This is a genomic window from Lentilactobacillus parafarraginis DSM 18390 = JCM 14109 (assembly GCF_001435895.1).
GTDB classification, from domain to species: Bacteria; Bacillota; Bacilli; order Lactobacillales; family Lactobacillaceae; genus Lentilactobacillus; species Lentilactobacillus parafarraginis.
Genome location: NZ_AZFZ01000019.1, coordinates 22,489 through 44,309, shown reverse-complemented (window position 1 = coordinate 44,309; position 21,821 = coordinate 22,489). Strand labels below are relative to the sequence as shown.

The following is a 21,821-nucleotide window of genomic DNA, read 5'->3' as shown; positions in this document are numbered from 1 at the left end:
GCCTGAAATAAAGTTTTCAGACGGACCCTATTACCACGACTAAAATTTTGCGAAAACCGGGGGCAAAACAGTGAAAGCACAAATAATTTTCATCATTTCAGATTCAAGCGGGGCAACGGCTCAAACGCTCGCCCAAACGGCAACGTCTCAATTTCCGGACATCAAAGCTGAAATTAGGCGGTTCCCATTTATTCAGACCGAATCAATTCTCAAGGGAATCTTGAACCTCGCTAAAACCAAAAATGCCATGATCTTTCATACGTTGGTATCGGTTGAACTCAGCCAGATGGTGCGCGATTTTTGTCAGGCCAACCACATTTACGATTTTGATTGCATTCAGACGCCGATGAAGTTAATCGCGGAAAGCACTGGTGAATCCCCAGCTCATGTACCTGGGCTGATTCACGATCTGAACGAAAATTATTTTGAGCGGATCTCAGCAATTGAATTTGCCGTGGAAAACGACGATGGGAAAAATGCCAAGGGATTACTGGAAGCTGACATTGTGTTGCTGGGGGTTTCACGGACATCAAAAACACCCCTGTCACTTTACTTGGCAAACCAGAACCAGAAGGTTGCCAATCTGCCAATCGGGCCGGACCTGCACATTCCCGATGAGCTGGCCCAAGTTAAAAAAGACCGAATTTTCGGGTTGTTAAATACCCCGGAAAAGCTCAGTAAAATTCGCAAGCAGCGGATGTTATCCTACGGGCTTGACGCCAATACGCCCTATTCGGATACCGATAATATTCGGGTCGAATTGGCGTACGCCAAAAAACTTTACAGAAAGATTGGCTGTCTGACCATCAACGTTGCTAATAAGTCAATCGAAGAGACGGCCACCATCATTCTGGAAAGTCTCAATCTGGACACCACAACGTTTGAAGATTAACGTTGAACGATTCCTAACTGTAGTCAAAACCATGAAAGCTGGGTACTGGAATATTTAATGGATTTAGAAATACGGCTCAAACGACTATTCAAAAGATTGAATGGTTGTTTGAGCCGTATTTTTATTGATCCTTCAATCAGTTAAAACGGCTTATCAGCTTTCATATCAGCAATAATATTCGGATTGAACTTCTGAGCCCGCAGCATTGCCACCTCATATCCGTGGGGATTGTACTTGATCTTTTTGTTTTCAGGGTCTTTTAAGATCGGGGTTTCCAGAATCTTGGGAACGTTGGTTAACTGCTTATGATGCGCAATGTAATTAAGCGTGTCAAAGCCAATCGTGCCCAAGCCAGTAATTTGATGACGATCCTTGTGACTTCCCTGAGGGTTCTTTGAATCATTTAAATGAATCACTTTAAGGCGGTCCAAGCCAATCACGTGGTCAAATTCATTGAGGACCCCGTCAAAGTCGTCCTTAATATTATAGCCGGCATCACTTGTGTGACAGGTATCAAAAGTGACCGACAGCTTGTCGTTATTGGGAACCTGATCAATAATTTGAGCCAACTGCTCGAACGTGATGCCGACCTCGGTCCCCTTACCGGCCATTGTCTCCAAGGCAATCTGGACTTGCTGGTCATCGGTAATCACCTCTTGAAGGCCCTTCGCAATTTGCGCGATTGCCTTTTCAGGACCGGCACCAACATGGGCACCGGGATGCAACACAATTTGTTTAGCCCCAATGGCCTCTGCCCGCTGAATTTCCTGCTGCAGGAATTCAACACCAAACGTAAAGTTTTGGGGCTTGAAGGTGTTCCCTAAATTGATAATATACGGGGCGTGGACGACAACTTCCTTAAGATCGTGATCCTGCATGTAGGCCCGACCTTGGGGACCGTTTAGCTTGTCAATTGGTTTACGAACGGTATTCTGTGGTGCTCCTGTATAGACCATAAAAACGGTCTCTTTGAAACCGGCAGCTTCCTTAGCTGATCCCAAAAACATATCCTTGCCGTTCATACTGACATGTGAACCGATTAGAAATGGTGATTCATCAATCATTTGAATTCCCCCTTAAAATTAATTGGCTGACCTTTTCAGCAGCCAAACCATTCTCCCAGGCACAAAACTGGTCGTTAAACGCAGCCAGTTGAGCGGCCGACGCAGAAAACTCGCCATCACGATTAAAAATAGCCAGTTGCTGATAAAAATCAGCGGCTGTCGTCACCATCGGCCCAGGTAAGTGTTGCTGATCGTAATTGAAGTAAAAGCCACGCAATTCATCACGGTAATGCGCTAAATCATAAGGGAAAAAGAGCATCGGTCGTTTCAAATTGGCGAAATCAAACATCACTGAAGAGTAATCGGTGATCAACAAATCGGTCACTAAATAAAGCTGGTTAATATCGGCATCAGCCATAATGCTGACCCGGTCTTCAAAACCGGTAATATCAATGTGATCCTTCACCAGATAGTGTGGACGAATAATCAGCCGGGTGTCAGCATCAACGTTCTTAAAAAAAGTGGCTAAATCAAATGGTAGTTCAAAATTGTAAACGCCCTTTGCCCGATAATCATCATCCCGCCAAGTCGGCGCGTACATGACAACCTTTTTTGGAACCATCCCAAAAAGGCATTGCTTAAGCTGATTAATCGCGGCTAAGTTATCCTGCTGGTATAAGATATCGTTACGCGGATAACCAATGTCTAAAAATCGATTATGAAATTGAAAGGCGCGACTGAAAATGGTTTTGGAGTATTGATTAGGCGCAATCAAATAATCCCAACGAGCGGCTTCTTCCACAAAATCTCGATGGTATTTAGCCGTTGAACTACCAGGAATTTCCACCTGATCAATGTCAACACCAAGCCGTTTAAGGGGCGTTCCGTGCCAGGTCTGAATATAGGTGGTTCGCCGATTCTTCTTCCACCATTTTGGCATTCGTGAATTCATGACCCAGTAGTCAGCACGACCGATGTAGCCGACCCACCCTGGCGTAAATCGCTTCAGTAGCTGAATCGTTGGAAACGCCTGGGCAAGACGGCGATATTCTGAAGGCTTGACACTAAAGTAACAGGATTGGCGCAATTCAGGACGATCGGAAATAAGCTGGCGATAAATTGCCAAAGGATTATCGGAAATATCACGGCCATTAAAGCTTTCAAAAATGATCCGATTTTTTTTCGTGCCCATACAAATAAACCCACCGTTTAACGCGATGAGTATATAGCGAGCTATTAATTTGATGAAATTAATAATTGTTTTCTTCAAAAGCTCACCTTCAATGGCTAAATCAAATCAACAAACCTTGAACGGAACTTGTAGTGGAGGTGCGATCCAACCAATAAGAAGAACAGGACCATTCCCCAAAACACAATGTTCAAGGTTGGTTTCTGCCAGAACCAGGCCGTCCCCAGCATGGAATCCCGGAAACCGGAAACAACATAGAAGAATGGGTTTAATTGCAAAATATGAACGAACGGTGCGGGAAACGAATTGGTTTCAAAGTTAAACAGCACGCCGGACATGTAAAATAACATTCTCATCAGCGATTGCAGTAAAATGCGCCAATCCCGAACCAGAACTGAAATGGTGGAATTAAAAATCCCGAAGGCCAGCATCCAGGCAATCATACAAATAAAGTAGTAAATTGCCTGCAGCCAGTAGATTGATGGATGAACCCCGTACAAGAAGCCAACCAGAATCGAGAAAACCAGCATTGTCCAAAACGAGCTTAAATTACTGACAATTTTAATAGTTGGCAAAATGCTGACCGGAAATTTCATCTTGGAAACCATCCCAACCCGCTGGTAGATACTTTTAGAGGCATCCAAACTGGCCCGGTTCATGAAGAACCATGGGGTGATTCCAATAACCATCCAGGGCAGATAATCAATACCGTGAGTTGAGTTTCCATGCTTTAACCCAATCCCAAATACCAACCAATAGATTCCGATCTGAATTAATGGATATAAATATTCCCATACCAATCCGAGATAGTGGCTTTGATACTCAGCCTTGTCCTCATACTGCGAAATTCGAAACACAATCCCAATGTTTTCGAACTGCTCCTTAATTAACGTATAAACTTCTTTCAAGTTCTGCCACTCCTTAACAAATAGACCAGCGCACTAATCTATTAAGTTTAATAAGTTACTTTTTCAATAAATTACGATACCGGTCGATCACGCGTTTCGTAGCCTGACCGTCATTGTAAGTGTTCCAGTGATGGTTGAAAGCATGAAAATCGGTTGGTTCCTGATTAATAATGGCTTGTTTCAATTCACTGACTGTGAACAATGGTTTACTTGGCAGCCAATCAGCATAATCGTCCTGAATTCCAGGATCCCGCTGATAACGGTCAAGATCGAACATAAAGAAAATCATCGAGTTAGCGTTTGGCAGCAAACTGAAGTCAAACGCCACTGAGGAATAGTCAGTGACCAATGTATCGGCAACCGTTAGAAGGTCATCGGTTGGTAATTCGTGGTAAAACTTAATCCGCGGATTGCCGATCTTCTGCATCGCGGTTTCCCGATTTCTTAAAACCGGATGCAGCTTAACAACCACGATTGCGTTGGGATCTGCGGATAACGCGGCTCCCAGCCCGGATGGTAGCTTAAAGCTATTATCCGGCCGATAAGTTGGGGCATACAAAATTACCCGGTGACTTTTCAACTCGGGTGCAGCGCGAAAAATACGCTGACGGGCACTGGAAATCCATTCAGGATTCAAATACTGATCGGAACGTGGGTAACCCAAGAGTTGAATGTGATCGGCGCCTTCGTGATAACTCCGCTCAAAGACCTTCCCCATTGCTTGGGAGGACACCACGTACTCGTCGAAGTGATCATAGACTTCCTGAAATCGTTTCTTATCCGTATCACTGCGCTTATCAGTAGTCGGATCCTGCCAGCCAAATTTTTTAATTGCCCCGTTCGCATGCCACATTTGGACAATCGTCATGTTCTTCGGATGAACAAAGCCACCCAAAAACGCATAGTAATTGTCACAGAATATCAAGCGAGCCCCCATCAACAACGGTACAAAATCCAGCACAAACCGAATCCCGTCGGTAAATTGGTGGGTTTCAATCCCGAATGCAGCCAGGTCAGTAGCCGCGGCTTCGGTTTCCGGGCGATAAAGGACCACAAAGCGCGTTCGACTGGAAAGCTGCTGGGCGAATTGTTTGATGAAATCCAGGTTATTGTCAAAGCTCATCAGGTAAACCACCTTTTTTCGGGGTTGCCACAGATTGAGAATTGATAAAAATCGGATTAACCAAAGATACACTACTTTCAATTTATTCACCGTATTTCAATTTTTTATAAACACACTCGAGTATTATAACATAATCTATTTGCAGAACGGCTTTCTTAAAAAATCTTTAGAATTGGGTAGGCATGGGATTTGAGACCATTAACTAGGGCTTGGGTTCATAAAATCGGCCCAAAATTTTAACGGAATCGGAGATGCTGGCAAACGCGTTGGGATCGGATTCGAGCAACGCTTCTTCGAGCTCCCCCATTTCATAACGGGAAATGACCGTAAACAGAATGGTCTTGGCATCGTGTTGGTATGCCCCTTCCGCATTATGCACAATGGTGATCCCCCGCCGCAAATGATTTTGAACGCTGTCAATCACCGTATTTGGCCGGTTGGTAATAATCATGACCTGCATTCGCTGCTGCTTGGTGTAGGTCATATCCATGACTTTGGCGTTTACAATGAGTCCCAGGGTCGAATAAAGCGCGTAAGGCCACCCATAGGCAAAACCGGCAGCTAATACAATAATGACATTAAACGCGATGTTGATTGACCCGATTGAGCGCCCCGTTCGGTCCCGAATGACCAGCCCCAGGATGTCCAACCCACCAGTGGAAATGCCGTTCTTCAAAGCGGTTCCGGTACCAAACCCATTAACCGCCCCACCAAAGATGGCACAGATGATCGGGTCGTGGGTTAAGGGGATGGGTTTGAGCAGTTGAATCATAAAACTCGATAAAAACACGGTGATCACAGTAAAAATTGTGAACTCCCGCCCAATCGAACGCCATGCCAAAACGAACAACGGAATGTTCAACAGAAACAAGCCGAGGCCAGTTGAGATGGTAAATGGAAATGTGCGGCTGCTGACTGTGTTCAATAACTGAGCAAACCCAGTGATCCCAGAGGAATAGATGTGTCCAGGAGTCCAAAAGAAGTTAACCGCAATAGAGACTAAAATACCGTAGATAAACGAAGTTGACGCCTTCGTCACGTAAGTATGTCGACGCATTAATTTTGAAACGTCATCCATAGTAAGATCCTTTCATATCTGAATAGAGAGTTACGATTTGGTCATCACTTGCTCATTAAAAAAGCAAGCCACTCAATAAGATTAGTATGTCTTATCTCGCGTCTCGCTTCAATGATCAAATGAAAATATTACTGCTTCTTATCCTGATCCGCAACGAAAATTCCCAAATCATCCAATTGTTTATTGGCAACTGGTGATGGTGCGCTGGTTAATGGTTCAACAGCCTTTGAGTTCTTAGGAAAGGCAATGACGTCTCTAATATTATCGCGATCAGCAAGTAGGCGAACAAATCGATCCAACCCAATTGCCAGACCACCATGAGGCGGAAATCCGTAATCAAGTGCATTCAGGAAGTAGCCAAATTGGGCTTCGGCACTCTCTTTGGTGAATCCAAGGGCCTTAAACATGCGTTCCTGCAAGGCGCGGGTATGAATACGAATGGAACCGCCACCCAACTCGAGACCGTTTAGAATGATGTCATAGCTCTGGGCGTAAGCCTTGTGTGGATCCTCATCATCGTTCATGAGATAGTGAACATCGTCTTCATTGGGCATGGTAAATGGATGATGGGCTGCCACGTAGCGCTTCAAGTCAACATCCCAGTGGAACAGTGGCCAGTTCACAATCCAAAGGAATGCGAACTTCGACTCATCAATCATGTTTTGTTCCTTGGCAATTTCAACCCGCAGATAGGCCAGAGTGTCCGCAACAATTCGGCTATTGTCAGCAGCGAACAATAACAGATCGCCCGGCTTAGCGTCGGCTTTCTCAAGAATTTTGGCCCGCAGATCGGCATCCTTAAAGAACTTAGCGATTGGCCCGTTAAAGCTATCTTCGGTGACTTTCAGCCAAGCCAGCCCCTTAGCGCAAAAACGTTCAACATACTTGGCAAACTGATCAAGATCCTTACGGGAATACTTTTCAGCCCCACCGGGAACGGCAATCGCTTTTACTTGGCCGCCATCCTTAACTGCCCCGGAGAAGACTTTGAAGTCAACGTCCTTCATGATATCGGACAGATCTTTGAGTTCCATGCCAAAACGAACATCTGGCTGGTCAGTCCCAAAGCGGGCCATTGATTCATCCCAGTCCATCCGTTTGAACGGCAGCTTAACATCCTTGCCCATTGCATCCTTCATGACCTTGGCAATAAAGCCTTCGGTAACGTCCATGATTTCTTCCTGATCGGCAAATGACATTTCCATATCAATTTGGGTAAATTCAGGCTGACGGTCACCACGTAAGTCTTCATCCCGATAACACCGCGCAATTTGATAGTACTTATCAAATCCAGCCCCCATCAACATTTGCTTAAATTGTTGGGGAGACTGTGGTAACGCGTAAAACTGACCAGGATAAACCCGTGACGGCACCAGATAATCCCGGGCACCTTCAGGAGTTGACTTGGTAAGCGTCGGCGTTTCAATGTCAATGAAGCCCTCACCGTCAAAGAAGCTGTGAATTGATTGAATAATTCGGTTTCGCAATAAAATATTAGCCTGCATTTCCGGCCGGCGGAGATCCAAGTAGCGATACTTCAGTTTTAAATCTTCTGAAACGTTGATGCCATCTTCAATGTAAAATGGCGGCGTTTTAGAAGCTGCTAAAATTTTGGCCTCAGTGATATCAACTTCAATTTTACCCGTTTTCATCTTCGGGTTGATTTCTTTGTCGGCGCGGGCAACAACCTTGCCCCTGGCTTCAACAACGTATTCACCCCGGAGCTTGTCCGCAACGGCGAGCGCATCCTTACCGAATTCTTCACTGAATACTAATTGAACAATTCCTTCACGGTCTCGTAGTTCGATAAAGATCAAACCACCAAGGTCCCGACGTTTTTGGACCCATCCTTTTAAGACAACTTCTTGGCCGATCAGGTCCTCATTAACCAAACCAGCGTATGTTGTTCGCTTCATTTCACAATCTCTCCTTAGTCGTTAAAATTTTTTGTGATGACGGCATCAAAATCCGCCAAAATTTCAGTCATTGGCACGTTAATTTCCGTTCCGGAGGCCATTGATTTCACGTTGGCGGTGTGAGAAGCCAGCTCACTTTCGCCAATGGTAATCGTATATTGGGCGTTCAATTTGTTTGCGGATTTAAACTGGGCCTTTGGCTTGCGATCCAGATAGTCACGATCAGCAGCAAAGCCATTTGCCCGCAACGCTTGAACAACCTTGAGGGTTTCAACGCTGGTTTGTTCACCAATACCAACAACGTAGGCATCCAGCTGATCAAGAACTGGGAACTTCACGTTCTGGGCATCCATTAACAGCATCAGGCGCTCCATTCCAAGGCCAAAGCCGATTCCAGGCATTTCTGGGCCGCCCAGCTGTTCAACCAGCCCGTTATAACGACCGCCGGCACAAATGGTGGTGTAACCTTCACCCAGCGCCTTGGAATCAACCATGATTTCAAAGATTGTGTGGGTGTAATAATCAAGCCCGCGAACCATATCCGGGTCAATCACGTATTTAATTCCCAGGGCGTCAAGCAGCTGTTTGACGCGATCAAAATGGGCTTTGGATTCATCATCCAAGTAGTCAAGGATTGATGGCGCATCCTTAACGATTTCTTGATCGTGCTTATCCTTGCTGTCAAGCACCCGCAACGGGTTTTTATGAAGTCTGGTTTGCGAATCTTCACTCAACTCATCAAAGTGGGGATCCAGGTAGTCAATGAGTGCCTGGCGATAGGCATCTCGTGACTGCTTATCACCCAAACTGTTGATTTCCAATCGAATGTCTTTCAAGCCAAAATGTGATAGGAGGTCCATTCCCATTGCAATGACTTCAACGTCCAATTCCGGCTCATCGCTGCCGAAAGCTTCAACCCCGATTTGATGAAACTCCCGTTGGCGACCAGATTGGGGCCGCTCATAGCGGAACATGGACCCCATGTAGAAGACCTTCACGGGACGTTGGTGTTCTGGGCCGTAGAGTTTATTCTCAACAAAGGCCCGGACAACGCCAGCGGTTCCTTCAGGACGCAGGCTGATGTGCCGATCACCCTTATCCTTGAAATCATACATTTCTTTAGTCACGACATCTGATGTATCGCCAGAGGTTCTGGAAAAGACGTCAAAACTTTCAAACATCGGCGTTCGGATTTCCTGATAACGATAATCGTTAAAGAGCATTCTGGCTGTCTCTTCAACGTACGTCCATTTTTTGGCCTCTTCAGGCAAAATATCAGCCGTTCCTTTTGGTCGTTGATATCTCATGATGTTTCCTCCCAATTAAATTCCGAAAAAAAAGACCCCTGTCCAAAGACAAGGGTGCATTGCACGGTACCACCTTAATAATTACTCTAGGATAACGCTCGCGCGAATAGCATTAGCTATTACCATTGTTTATAAAAAGTGTCACTTCGATAAGTCGGCCACGTTCTTTCAGCGAGTGAACGTTCTCTGTCAATTGACCAGCTCAACTACTAATCTTTTTAATCGGTTGATTATTTAACTGTTTATAACATTAGTTGAGGACTGGCGAAAAGTCAAGGGGGAATTAGGATTGCCAAAATTTTAAAATGACTTAAGCATAAATAGTTCGCACTGCCTGGCAGGTTTATTTATAATGGAGTTATTTGATAAAATGACAGGAAGTCAAACTCATGAGAAAAATGACCCAAAACACCAGCTGGATAATCGCCATTCTCACCATTGTCGTCACGTTTGTGGTGTTATTTGTGGCGCTTTATGCCAACTCGGTCACCGTTAAAGTAAATCAATTAAACATTCGGTCCGGCCCCTCGGTCACCTACTCAGTTAAGGCCAAGGTCAAACAGGGACAACGCCTCCAAGTCATTACCCGAAAAGATAACTGGATTAAAGTCATTTACAACCATAAAACAATCGGCTGGGTGGCGGCTTGGCTGGTTACCAACAACAATATTAAAAAGGTTACCAAATTATCGGAAGCCACCATTGTCCTGGATCCTGGGCATGGCGGCAGCGATTCAGGCGCCCTTTCCACCACCGGTCAGGAAGAAAAGACCTATACGTTAATATTTGCCAAACTGGTTGCTAAAAAGCTCCGAGAAAAGGGCGCAAAGGTTGTCATGACTCGAGACACTGATCGGACCGTCGCCCTTTATCAACGACCACAGCTGGCCACATCAAAAGCTGCCAATGCATTTGTCAGCTTTCACTTCGATTCATCTGACCAGGCTAACACTGCGTCCGGATTTACCTGTTATTATTATCACGACGGGCAATCAAAAGTGCTCGCTGAATCAGTGGATCACAAATTGAGTAATCTCAAGTTAACAAACCGGGGATCCGAATTCGGCAATTTCTTAGTCATCCGGGACAATTCAGTACCTGCCATCCTCATTGAAGGAGGATATATTAATACCGATAAGGACTTTAAGGCGATTCAAAGCCCAACCTACCAAGAAAAATTTGCTTCCGACGTGGTCGCCGGTTTACAAACCTATTTTCAAAATAATCACTAAGGAGATCTTATTAATGGCAGTTGATGAAAAATGGCTCGCACAGTTGCCAATTGAACCGGTGAACGCAATTCAACCGGTTTCCGGCGGTGACATCAATGATTCATATTCCCTCAGGACTGACAATCACCACTATTTCATGAAGGTTCAGCCTGCCCGGGGAAAGAAATTCTTTGACCATGAAGTTGAGGGCCTCAAACTATTGGGGCAAGTCTCCAATACGCCAACGGTTGTTGCCAGCGGCGAAATTAATGGCGATGGTTACCTCATCCAAGACTGGGTCGATATTGGTGAAGGCAGTCAGTATGAACTTGGAAAGATGGTCGCAAAAGTTCACCAGCAGCATCGCTCTCAGTTTGGTCTGGACCATGATTTTACCGTCGGAAAGCTGCCAAAGGTCAATACCTGGCAAAGCGATTGGATCACCTTTTATCTCAACCAGCGGTTAAAGCCATTAGTTGAGTTGGCGAAAAAAAATAACCGCTGGAATGATTGGCGGCAAACCCACTTTGAATCACTCTGCGATCAGTTTAAACAGTATTATGCCACCCACAAGGTTCACCCCAGTTTACTGCATGGCGATCTATGGGCAGGAAATTTCATGTTTGAAGCGTCTGGAAAGCCAATATTAATTGATCCGGATGTCTTTTACGGCGATCGGGAACTTGACATTGCCATGACCACCATTTTCGGTGGCTTTTACAAAGACTTCTACGACGGCTACAACGCCGTTTATCCCCTAACCGCCGGCCTAGATGAGCGGATTTCTTGGTATCAGCTTAATTATTTATTGGCCCATCTCAATTTATTTGGGGAGACTTACGGTCCAATGGTTGACCGGATTCTCGATAAGTATTAATCCCGCTTAGTGAGCCACGGAATTAAGTCGCTAATTTCAGTCACTTTAATGTCTGGGTGCCCAGTTTCAACAATAATGCCATCCGGATCAAATAAACAAGATGCAACGTTGGCATTGTTGCCGGCCTGCACGTCCAACTTGCGATCACCAATCATGATCGCTTTTTTGCGTTCCACGTGATTATGATCGATTAACCAATTGATGGAAGCCGGGTTGGGCTTTCTGGGAAACTTTTGGTTGGAAGTCACAAAGTCACTGAAGAAATCCAACAAATCAAACTTTGTTAATAACTGCTTGGCCTGATCATCACGGTGAGTCAGTAAATAATTGGCTCCCCCCTGATTTATGGCCAGCGCCAACACGTCTTTAACCCCGGAAAATGGCTGGGCAGTTGTAACCGCTTCGACTTGGTAACGCTTGTTCAAAGTTCGCAGCGTTGCTTCATCGATACCATAAAATGCGGCGGCCTTCCGAATGGCAGTCCCAACGTCATGTTGCCGCATGGTGACATAAATGTCACGCGCATCAATTTCAACCTCGTCAATGTCCATTTCACGCAGGGCATGCGAAAAGGCGGCCACCATCATCGGGTAAGTGTTAAACAGGGTGCCGTCAAAATCCCAAAATAATTGATTAATCATGTGTTTTCTCCCCAAAAATGGCTGGGACAACATAATTGCTTTGCCTCAGCCTGATTAGTAATCGACTGCTATTCAGCCCTATCGATGATCCGTATCAAAAATGATCGTCACGGGACCGTCATTCTGTAGCTCAACTTGCATATCGGCACCAAAAATCCCAGTCTGGACGTCCAGACCGGCTTCCCGCAAACGATCATTAAATCGTTCATAGATCTGATTGGCATGGTCGGGAGCGCCGGCTTTCGTAAAGCTTGGCCGGTTGCCCTTCTTGGTATCGGCATACAGTGTGAACTGAGAAATTGACAAAATTGCCCCGTGAACGGCGTGAATATCTAAATTCAGTTTATCAGCATCATCCTCAAAAATCCGCAGCTTATCAATTTTATGGGCCAGATAAGCAATCTCATCGTCCCCGTCACTATCGGCAACGCCGACTAATAGCACGTATCCTCTTCCAATTTTGCCATGAACCTTCGAATCAATGCTGACTGAAGCATGCTTAACACGCTGTAGTACAACTCTCAAGGGATCGTCTCCTTACCTGAATTTTCGTTTAACCAGATAAACATCCGGAATATTTTTGATGGTGTTGATTAACCGCTCAAGCTGTTCCAAATTACGAATCCCAACGGATAGTGAAATTGTCGCCATCTTGTTATTATCAACCTGTCCATTGACGGATGAAACGGTTTTGGTGACGTTGTTAACAGCATTCAAGATGTTCGTTAACAGACCCGCCCGGTTGTATCCCTGAACGGTCAAAATCGCTGAGTAAATAGTCCGATCGCCCGGCTCATTAGCCCAGGAAACCTGAATCAATCGCTGGCCCTCCTGCTCGGCTTTAGCAATATTAGGGCAGTCAACTCGATGGACGGAAACCCCGCGGCCCTTGGTAATGTAGCCGACAATTTTATCGCCGGGAACGGGAGTACAGCAGTGGCTTAAACGAACTAACAGGTTGTCGACGCCCTCAATCATAATGCCATTTGATGCCTTACGGGCCTTCTTATGCTGCTTATTAGATTCAGTGCTCTCCGAAATCGTCTGGTGTTCTTCAAGCACCTCTTTTTCAGCTTGATCCTGGCGCTCACGTTTCAGCCGAGCGCGGACATCATCCGTCAGCCGATTAACCACGCCGGTGGGCTGAACGTCGCCAAACCCAATCGCAGCTAATAGGTCGTCAGCGTGCTGGTAATGCATATTCTTGGCCGCGTGATCCAAGTTGTCGGGAGTCAAAATCTTATGAGAATCAAATCCTTCATCACGAAGCTTACGAATGACAATGTTGCGGCCGTTTTCAATGTTCTTTTCCCGATCAGCAAGCCGAAAGTACTGCTTAATCTTGTTTCGTGCCCGCCTAGTATGAACCATCTTCACCCAGTCGCGACTGGGCCCGGATGAACTGGTGGAAGTAATGATATCAACAATATCACCAGTTTTCACCTGATGATCCAGGGGAACAATCTTGCCATTAACCTTCGCACCGGTGGTATGGTTACCCACTTCAGTGTGAATCATGTACGCCATATCCAGCGGGCCAGCTCCTTTAGGAAGCTCATAAACATCTCCCTTTGGGGTGAAAACATAGACGTGGTCGCCAAACAATTCACCCTTGACACTGTCCATAAAGTCGGCGGCATCATCGGTGTCTTCCTGCAGTTCAATAATCTGTTTAAACCAGTTTAATTTATTATTGTCCTGGCTGGTCTTAACGCCGTTGGTGATCCCCTCTTTGTAAGCCCAGTGAGCAGCAATACCAAATTCAGCCACTCGGTGCATTTCTTCAGTTCGAATTTGCACCTCCAAAGGTTTGCCTTCGGGTCCAATCACGGTTGTATGCAGCGACTGGTACATGTTTGCCTTGGGCATTGCAATGTAATCTTTAAAGCGGCCGGGCATCGGCTTCCACTCCGTATGAATGGCCCCCAAAACCGCATAACAATCCTTGATTGACTCAACAATGACCCGAATTGCCAGCAAATCATATATCTGGCTGAATTGCTTGTGCTTCTCAACCATCTTTTTGTAAACCGAATAGATGTGCTTTGGTCGGCCGTAGATTTCACTTTTGATATCCAAATCAGCAATCGCGGATTTAACCTCGCTGATGGCCTTTTGGATGTAATCAACCCGCTGATCACGCCGGGAGTTCATTAAGTGAACAATTCGGTAATACTGTTGCGGATTGAGATAGCGTAACGAAATATCTTCAAGTTCCCATTTAATGGTCCCAATCCCCAAACGGTCAGCGATTGGCGCGTAGATTTCAAGGGTTTCCTTGGCAATGCGCCGCTGTTTATCTGGCCGCAGGGACTTTAAAGTCCGCATATTGTGCAATCGATCAGCCAGCTTGACAATCATGACCCGAATATCCTGACACATTGCCAGAAGCAACTTACGGTGATTTTCAGCCAGCCGTTCTTCGCTTGATTTATACTTAATTTTCGATAACTTCGTAACCCCGTCAACAATTAGGGCGACATCGTGGCCAAACAGCTCCTGAACGTCACTTAGCTCAACGCCGGTATCTTCAACCACGTCGTGAAGAAACCCAGCTGAGACGGTCTCAGGGTCCATATGAAGATCGGCAAGAATCCCGGCCACTTGAATCGGATGGGTGATGTAGGGTTCTCCTGATTGTCTCATTTGGTCGCGATGCGCAACCCGCGCAAACTCGTAGGCTTTTTTGACCATATTCACATGCGCATCGTTCATGTATTCGGATACCTTTTTGATAACGGCATCAGCAGTCCAAATTTTAGTAGCCACTTCAAATCAACTCTTCTCTTTTAATCCGGGCAGTCACCACCACATTTGGTTGGGGTAAATGGCTTCTTAAATACCTGACTTTTATTCTATCATTGTTCTGCCGTGAATTCAGCTTCCCATCATCTCGGTCATCACAGAGATGGCCGTTAACAAGTACATAGGTGCCGTTTCGGTGCGCAAAATCCGTGGTCCCAAGCCGACCGGAAGATACCCGTTGGCCGTCAAATCGGCCACTTCTTCTTCGGTAATTCCACCTTCAGGGCCAAACAGACCAACTAATGACTGGCCAGGCGTCAGGTGCCGGAGGGCCGTTACCAGCCTTGTCTCTTCACCAGCTTTGGCCGCCTCTTCGTAAGCAATTAGTTTAACATCATAAGGCTGCTTTTCCAACATCCGCAAACTGGAAAGATACCCAACTTTCGGAATGCGATTTCGATGAGATTGTTCAGCGGCGCTCTGGGCAACTTCTTGAAGCCGAGCCACTTTTTTGGCGCTTTTTTGATCCCACTTGGCAATCGACCGAGACAGGGGCAAAAAGATCACTTGAGCAGCTCCCAACTCGGTCGCCTTTTGAACAATCCACTCGGGCTTGTTTTTCTTTGAAAGACCGCTCACAATGGTGACATCGACGGGAAGTTCCGCGTCGATATGGAGTGGCTGTTTGACAGCCACCGCCACTCGTTGACCTGAGATCTCGTGGATTTCAGCCAGATAAACCTGCTGATCGTTCCCCACCAATTGCAGCTGGTCACCAACGGTTGCCCGCAGGACGCGGGTTAGATGGTGCCCAATCTGGTCGTCGAGCCAGACGGTTTGACCGGTTGTCAGACGTTGATCGCTAAAATAATGCTGCATTATGACGCCTCTTCCTTCGGCTTCTGAGCAATGACACCATACCAGTCACCCATTTTCAGTGTCTCGGTGATTTGAAAATCATGGCGGATCAACGTATCGGCAACCAACGAATACTTGTCACTAATGATCCCCGACATCAACAAATGACCACCGGGTTTAAGATTTTCAAAGGCTTGAGGGATCAAAGGAACGATGATTTCTGCTAAAATATTGGCGACAACCAGATCGACCTGACGATGAATCCCCTTTAATAAGTCGTTTGCAGCAATCGGAATTGATTTGGCTACTGGATTAAGCGCCATGTTTTTCTTGGCAGAAGCCACCGCAATTTCATCAACGTCGTAAGCGGCCACATCGCCGGCACCCATTAACTTGGCCGCAATGCTCAGCACGCCAGAACCAGTGCCAACGTCGATCATTGATTCACCGCCTCGTAAAGTCATTTCCAGTGCTTGCAGTGATAACTGAGTTGTTGGGTGCGTACCGGTACCAAAGGCCATCCCCGGATCCAGGCGAATAATCTGTTCCAGCGAAGATTTTGGCTGATAATCAGTCCAACTCGGTACGACCGTTAAATAGCGGCTGACGGAAAATGGGTGGTAATATTTTTCCCAAGAAGTCTGCCAATCTTCATTCTTCACCGGGCTACTTTTGACCTCCGCCGGTGCGGGATTTAAGCCAAATGCCCGCAAATGCGTGACTTTCTCTGATAATTCAGCCACTTTGTCCGCAATATGGTTACTTTCCGGGTAGTACGCCGAGACAATTGCCCCGCTGGTGAGATGCGGGACGGTCGTTGGATCAATTATTTCACCATGCGAGCCATATCGGCCCTTCGTGATATGTTCAAAATCCTTCGCGTCCTCAATTGACACGCCGGTGGCGCCATATTCCATTAAAATATTTGAAACGGCTTCAACCGCTTCGCTTGATGTCATTACCGATACTTCAGTCCACTGCATATAATTTCTCCTTAGTTGTGATGACCTGGCGCCGTCATGATACGAAAAAAGCACCCTATTTGGATGCTCCATCCGTCACTTCATTTGATTTTCTGGCTTCACGGGCCCGTAACTTCGCTTCGTGTTTCAATAAATGACCTTCCAGATAATTCAATAATTCGGATTCACTGTAAAAGATCCGGGGGTGTTTCTGCTTATGAAGACGCAAATCAATCTCGTTAATGCGTTGGCGACCAGTCCATCTGTGGCTATATCGTATAATTAGTCGATTGTTAAGCCGTTCACGGCCAAATCGAAAAATATAGATATTGTCGGGCGTCAACAGCGGCCGCATATATTCCTTCTTATAAAAATAACCATTTTTTCGTAAATATTGCTTTGTTCGGCTAAGAATGATTAACACCTCCTAAGTATCAGCAGCCCAAGCAATTCGCTGCCGTTATATTTGATAATCGTCACATGATACTTTTAATTTCAATCATCCTCATTGACCTGCGAACGTTCATTCATGAGGAAACGTTCATTAAGGATGAAAATCTCTAATCGAATCAAAACGAATTAATATATATATTAATAGAATATCTTTGAAAACGCAACTATTTCATAAAAAAATCAAACTTGATTTAAGAATCGTTCTTTCCTATGATGATATTATAAGGAGCTGATTGAGCATGGCAAATTTCAAAGTCCGATTCATTAACAAAATTCGCCCGGACACAATTGAGCTGCGGTACCGAGCAGTTTTAGAGACGAATTCAAGCGATACGATCTTCGAAGGGTCCCAGCTTTTTCACCGGGAATACCTAAAACCTGAACTACTAAAAACCGGGGAAGTGGCACTCAGGTCAATCGGAAATATTTTTTCTGCGCTGCCTGATGACCTGATCCTGGATCAATTGAGTTTTGAGCAACCCCACGACCCAGAGATCTTAAAGGTCCCTTCAAAGGCTGCCTTTGACCAATATATTGTTGATCAGCACCATCTCAATCGGGTTTCAAATCACAAAAATCATGATGGCCAAATCATCATCGATACCAAGATGATTACCGAGCTGCGAATCGGCTAATGATTTTGGTTAACCATCCTATTTACCACGTCAAAGCCGCCTTGCGTATGAGAAAGGGCGGTTTTTTTGTAGTCATTCTTTTTGACATGGCAGGCCAAACTATCATATAATTAGATTAAAGAAAGATTAGATTTAGTTTAACGTGAGTCTCATTAATTATAAAGGGTTCGTTAAGTGAGACTGATTAATCATCTATCCTAATTCCGGGGGCAACCAAATGACGTTATCAGAAAAAGTTCAAGCCGTGCTTGACAGTAAAGCCAGTGCTTATAAAATTGAACAGTTAACGGGCGTGAATTCATCAATCATCATCCGATTGCGTAATCATTCCCGAACAATTGGCAAACTATCATTAGCAACGGCTGAAAAGTTAGAACAATATTACGATTATCGTCTGGCACATTTAATTAAGAACACCGACAACAATGCTAAATTATCCTATTTCCGTCATCGCCTCACTAATCTGCTTCAGGAGCTTTATGAGGCCCAGGAAGTCCGCGATAAACAGCAACCTGAATTGGATGATGAAGATGCAATGACCGCCGTTATTGAGCAATTATTCGACGATGTCTTAGACGACGCCGAAGAAATCGACAAGCTCCAAGCAATTTACAACCGGTTAGCTGACAACAATAAGCGGCTCACCTACTAATTGAGCCGGGCATCATAAAAAGCTTTGAAATGTGGTAATTCATCACTTTCAAAGCTTTTTTCATACTGTTTACATCATTTTCAATAATCGGTGTTTATTAACAACCACGCCCATCCAAGATCCAAATAATGACTACTATAATTCAGTCAGAAAAAGCGCAATCATTAAGGACGCTTATTTGTCGCCCTTTTCTTCCTCATCGGTCTGCAAAACAGCCATGAAAGCTTCTTGAGGAATATCAACTTTTCCAACGGCCTTCATTCGTTTCTTGCCGGCCTTCTGCTTTTCCAGTAACTTCATCCGTCGGGTTCGATCACCACCATACAATTTGGCGGTAACGTCCTTCCGGTAAGCTTTGATATTAGTTCGCGCAATAATTTTGGCCCCAATCGCCGCCTGAACCGGAATTTCGAAATTTTGCCGGGGAATAATATTCTTTAGGCGGCCAACAATGTCGCGCGCCCGGGTTTCAGCAAACTGCCGGTGAGAAATAAAGCTCAGCGCATCGACCTGTTCCCCATTCAGCAGAATGTCAATTTTAACCAGGTCACTGTCCCGATAATCCTCTACTTCGTAATCAAGCGAGGCATAGCCACGGGTACTGGACTTTAATTTATCGAAGAAGTCGAAGATGATTTCGGAAAGCGGAATGTGATAAACCACGTTCACCCGATAATCATCCAGGTAAGCCATTGTGTCAAAAATGCCGCGGCGGTGCTGGCAAAGTTCCATCACCGGACCAACATAGTCATTTGGCACCATGATGGTGGCCTTAACGTAGGGTTCTGAAATTGACTTAATTGTCGAACTATCCGGCATTTCAGAGGGATTCTCCACCGTCTTCGTGGTGCCGTCAGTCAATTTGGCGTGATAGGTAACCGACGGTGCAGTCGTGATTAGATCAAGGTTAAATTCCCGTTCCAATCGTTCCTGAACAACGTCCATGTGCAGCAGACCCAAAAAGCCACAACGAAATCCGAAACCAAGTGCTTGAGAAACTTCTGGTTCAAACTCCAAGGCCGCGTCATTCAGCTTTAATTTTTCTAAGGCTTCCCGCAGATCATCAAACTTCGCGTTATCCGTCGGGTAAAGCCCAGCATAAACCATTGGATTCATGACCCGATAACCCGGCAGTTCTTTGTCGGCCGGGTCAGCGGCATTGGTGACGGTATCACCGACTCGAGTGGTTGTAATATCCTTGATACTAGCAGTCAGATAACCAACATCACCAGACATTAAGTAATCTCGTTTAACTGGTTTGGGTGAATTGACACCAACTTCTGTGACTTCATATTCACTTCCACTGTTCATCATCCGAATTTTATCGCCAGGCTTCACAGTCCCCTCAAATAACCGAACACTCAAGACAACACCGCGGTAGTCATCGTAAACCGAATCAAACACCAGCGCTTTTAGTGGGCCGGCAACGTCACCGGTTGGTGCGTGGATCTTATGAACAATTTGCTCCAACAAATCTTCAATACCGATCCCTTTCTTGGCACTGGCCATAACCGCGTCTGAAGCATCGATGCCAATCATATCTTCAATCTCTTTTTGAACCTTCTTTGGTTCGGCAGATGGCAGATCAATTTTATTGATTACCGGAACAATTTCCAGGTCGTCATCGATGGCAAGGTACACATTTGCCAGCGTCTGGGCCTCAACTCCTTGTGCCGCGTCAACGACCAATACGGCGCCTTCACAGGCCGCCAGGCTCCGTGACACCTCATAGGAGAAGTCTACGTGCCCCGGTGTATCAATTAGGTGAAACTCATAGTCATGGCCGTCTTTGGCGTGATAGGTCAGCTCAACAGCGTTTAACTTGATTGTAATGCCGCGTTCACGTTCGAGATCCATGTTATCAAGGAGCTGGTTTTTCATATCCCGCTTCGCAACGGTATCCGTCATTTCGAGGATTCGATCGGCAAGCGTTGATTTCCCATGGTCGATATGAGCAACAATGGAAAAATTCCGAATATACTTTTGATGGTCCTTCATTTTTTGTAAATCCATTCTGTGCTCTCACTTTCATTATCTTCAAATTTGTTTCAACACCACTAAGTGTAATGAAAAATCGGTCATGTGGCAACACTTATAGCCGATCCTGAGCATGACCCTGACAGAAAAAGACCGTGGCCAAGTTTGCTAAATTAACCACAGTCCCTTCATTATTCGTTAGCTGACGGCCGCATGCCAAATTACTTGGCAACTTATTGATTACTTCTTATCAAATGCGTCCTTCACCTTGTCAAAAAAATTATTTGCACCTTTAGAATTAATGTCCTCACCACTTGCTTTGGCAAAGGCTTCCAAGGCGATCTTTTGTTCCTTGTTTAAGGATTTTGGCGTGGAGACGGTTACGGTTACCCGTTCATCACCAGTGCCATTGCCCCGTAACTTAGGCGCACCCTTGCCCTTTAACCGGAAACTGGTGCCAGTTTGGGTGCCAGCAGGAATCTTAAGCTCCACATCGCCGTGAACGGTCTTAACTTTGATCTTGCCGCCTAATGCAGCCCGGGCAAAACTAATCTTTTGGTCCACATAAATGGTTGAGCCGTCGCGAGTGTAAATTTTACTTGGCTTTACTCTGAAGACAATGTACAAATCACCGTAAGGACCGCCGTTCGTGCCGGCTTCTCCTTGGCCTTGAAGTCTCATCTGCTGACCGTCATCGATGCCAGCTGGTACTTTGACTTCAATTTCGTGGCGTTCATCAACATGACCAGAGCCGCCACAGGTTGGGCACTTCTCTTTGATCTCTTTACCAGTGCCGTGACATACCGGGCAGGTCTGCCGTGACTGCATCCGGCCAAGAGGCGTGTTGGTCTCCGTGACCACATAGCCGCGGCCACCACATCGTGAACAGGTAACCGGTGAGGTCCCTGGTTTAGCACCAGAGCCACCACAAGTTTGACACTCCGCTTCGCGATTATAGGTGATCCGGGTTGTCTTACCAAAAATGGCATCTTCAAATTCCAACGTCATTTGGTACTGGAGATCTCGTCCCTGACGAGGTGCGGATGGATTGGCACTCTGCTGGCCACCGCCAAAGAATTGACTAAAGATATCGTCAAAGCCAAAGCCTTGGCCACCACCAAAGTCGCCGAATCCGCCAGCACCGGCACCGCCGCCACCAAAGCCGCCGGCAGCACCGTCAGCGGACCCGTATTGATCATAGTTAGCCCGCTTCTGCGGATCACTTAGAACTTCGTAGGCCTCGTTAATTTCCTTAAATTTTGCTTCAGCATCCGGTGCCTTATTAATATCCGGATGCCATTTTTTTGATAACTTACGATAGGCATGTTTGATTTCATCCTCGCTGGCATCTTTAGCGACACCCAGGATTTCATAATAATCTTTATTTGCCATT

The 21,821-nt window shown here is 45.7% G+C and carries 20 protein-coding genes; 5 read left to right on the top strand and 15 right to left on the bottom strand.

Features of this window, described 5'->3' with window-relative positions:
* Nucleotides 1-70 precede the first annotated feature (70 nt).
* The gene (locus tag FD47_RS06315) at nt 71-892 is read left to right on the top strand and encodes a pyruvate, water dikinase regulatory protein (RefSeq protein WP_056980260.1); all 822 of its coding nucleotides are present in this window, start codon (nt 71-73) and stop codon (nt 890-892) included.
* 140 nt (nt 893-1,032) lie between these two features.
* On the opposite strand, the gene FD47_RS06310 is transcribed toward FD47_RS06315, so the two are convergent.
* The 7 genes from FD47_RS06310 to hisS form a co-directional block, all read right to left on the bottom strand.
* Nucleotides 1,033-1,956 (bottom strand): deoxyribonuclease IV, encoded by a 924-nt coding sequence (locus tag FD47_RS06310; RefSeq protein WP_082402604.1) that lies wholly within the window; start codon nt 1,954-1,956, stop codon nt 1,033-1,035.
* Nucleotides 1,949-3,166: a CDP-glycerol glycerophosphotransferase family protein gene (locus FD47_RS06305; RefSeq protein WP_054733906.1), complete on the bottom strand. Its 1,218-nt coding sequence runs from the start codon at nt 3,164-3,166 to the stop codon at nt 1,949-1,951. The genes FD47_RS06310 and FD47_RS06305 overlap by 8 nt, the downstream gene beginning before the upstream one ends.
* Before the next feature lie 17 nt (nt 3,167-3,183).
* Nucleotides 3,184-3,993, bottom strand: a complete 810-nt coding sequence (locus tag FD47_RS06300) for an ABC transporter permease (RefSeq protein WP_008214764.1) — start codon at nt 3,991-3,993, stop codon at nt 3,184-3,186.
* Between the two features lie 55 nt (nt 3,994-4,048).
* A complete protein-coding gene (locus tag FD47_RS06295; RefSeq protein WP_054733908.1) occupies nt 4,049-5,206 on the bottom strand; it encodes a CDP-glycerol glycerophosphotransferase family protein in 1,158 nt (385 codons plus the stop codon).
* Nucleotides 5,207-5,318: 112 nt separating this feature from the next.
* The gene (locus FD47_RS06290; protein ID WP_054733911.1) at nt 5,319-6,194 is read right to left on the bottom strand and encodes a YitT family protein; all 876 of its coding nucleotides are present in this window, start codon (nt 6,192-6,194) and stop codon (nt 5,319-5,321) included.
* Between the two features lie 128 nt (nt 6,195-6,322).
* Nucleotides 6,323-8,110 carry an aspartate--tRNA ligase gene (gene aspS / locus FD47_RS06285; RefSeq protein WP_054733915.1) on the bottom strand — a complete coding sequence of 596 codons (1,788 nt, stop codon included), beginning with the start codon at nt 8,108-8,110 and terminating at the stop codon, nt 6,323-6,325.
* A 14-nt stretch (nt 8,111-8,124) separates the two neighbouring features.
* Entirely contained in the window at nt 8,125-9,417 is a 1,293-nt protein-coding gene (hisS, locus tag FD47_RS06280) for a histidine--tRNA ligase (RefSeq protein ID WP_008214768.1), read from the bottom strand.
* A gap of 389 nt (nt 9,418-9,806) precedes the next feature.
* Here hisS and FD47_RS06275 point away from each other — a divergent pair, with 389 nt between their 5' ends.
* A complete protein-coding gene (locus FD47_RS06275) occupies nt 9,807-10,649 on the top strand; it encodes an N-acetylmuramoyl-L-alanine amidase family protein (protein ID WP_054733918.1) in 843 nt (280 codons plus the stop codon).
* 13 nt (nt 10,650-10,662) lie between these two features.
* On the top strand, nt 10,663-11,505 hold the full coding sequence (locus FD47_RS06270) for a fructosamine kinase family protein (RefSeq protein ID WP_054733921.1): 843 nt from the start codon (nt 10,663-10,665) through the stop codon (nt 11,503-11,505).
* Here the strand turns inward: FD47_RS06270 and FD47_RS06265 are convergent.
* The 6 genes from FD47_RS06265 to FD47_RS15820 all read right to left on the bottom strand — a co-directional run bounded on the left by FD47_RS06265 (nt 11,502) and on the right by FD47_RS15820 (nt 17,135).
* On the bottom strand, nt 11,502-12,146 hold the full coding sequence (locus tag FD47_RS06265; RefSeq protein WP_056980257.1) for an HAD-IA family hydrolase: 645 nt from the start codon (nt 12,144-12,146) through the stop codon (nt 11,502-11,504). The two genes, FD47_RS06270 and FD47_RS06265, sit on opposite strands and share 4 nt — an antisense overlap.
* Nucleotides 12,147-12,224: 78 nt before the next feature.
* Nucleotides 12,225-12,671 carry a D-aminoacyl-tRNA deacylase gene (gene dtd / locus FD47_RS06260; protein WP_054733924.1) on the bottom strand — a complete coding sequence of 149 codons (447 nt, stop codon included), beginning with the start codon at nt 12,669-12,671 and terminating at the stop codon, nt 12,225-12,227.
* Between the two features lie 12 nt (nt 12,672-12,683).
* A complete protein-coding gene (locus FD47_RS06255; protein WP_171034977.1) occupies nt 12,684-14,861 on the bottom strand; it encodes a RelA/SpoT family protein in 2,178 nt (725 codons plus the stop codon).
* Between the two features lie 162 nt (nt 14,862-15,023).
* Complete coding sequence (locus FD47_RS06250; RefSeq protein WP_054733930.1) at nt 15,024-15,770, bottom strand: 16S rRNA (uracil(1498)-N(3))-methyltransferase; 747 nt, start codon at nt 15,768-15,770, stop codon at nt 15,024-15,026.
* Nucleotides 15,770-16,732, bottom strand: coding sequence for a 50S ribosomal protein L11 methyltransferase (gene prmA / locus FD47_RS06245; protein ID WP_054733932.1), 963 nt, complete (start codon nt 16,730-16,732; stop codon nt 15,770-15,772). The genes FD47_RS06250 and prmA overlap by 1 nt, the downstream gene beginning before the upstream one ends.
* 55 nt (nt 16,733-16,787) lie before the next feature.
* Entirely contained in the window at nt 16,788-17,135 is a 348-nt protein-coding gene (locus tag FD47_RS15820) for a hypothetical protein (RefSeq protein WP_008214785.1), read from the bottom strand.
* A gap of 268 nt (nt 17,136-17,403) precedes the next feature.
* On the opposite strand from FD47_RS15820, the gene FD47_RS06235 reads away from it, so the two are divergent.
* Both FD47_RS06235 and FD47_RS06230 read left to right on the top strand, forming a co-directional pair.
* The gene (locus FD47_RS06235; protein ID WP_008214786.1) at nt 17,404-17,799 is read left to right on the top strand and encodes a hypothetical protein; all 396 of its coding nucleotides are present in this window, start codon (nt 17,404-17,406) and stop codon (nt 17,797-17,799) included.
* Nucleotides 17,800-18,016: 217 nt separating this feature from the next.
* On the top strand, nt 18,017-18,451 hold the full coding sequence (locus FD47_RS06230) for a hypothetical protein (RefSeq protein ID WP_054733938.1): 435 nt from the start codon (nt 18,017-18,019) through the stop codon (nt 18,449-18,451).
* A 174-nt stretch (nt 18,452-18,625) separates the two neighbouring features.
* On the opposite strand, the gene lepA is transcribed toward FD47_RS06230, so the two are convergent.
* Entirely contained in the window at nt 18,626-20,464 is a 1,839-nt protein-coding gene (gene lepA / locus FD47_RS06225) for a translation elongation factor 4 (RefSeq protein ID WP_054733941.1), read from the bottom strand.
* 204 nt (nt 20,465-20,668) lie between these two features.
* Nucleotides 20,669-21,820 (bottom strand): molecular chaperone DnaJ, encoded by a 1,152-nt coding sequence (gene dnaJ, locus FD47_RS06220; protein ID WP_008214789.1) that lies wholly within the window; start codon nt 21,818-21,820, stop codon nt 20,669-20,671.
* Nucleotide 21,821: the final 1 nt, after the last annotated feature.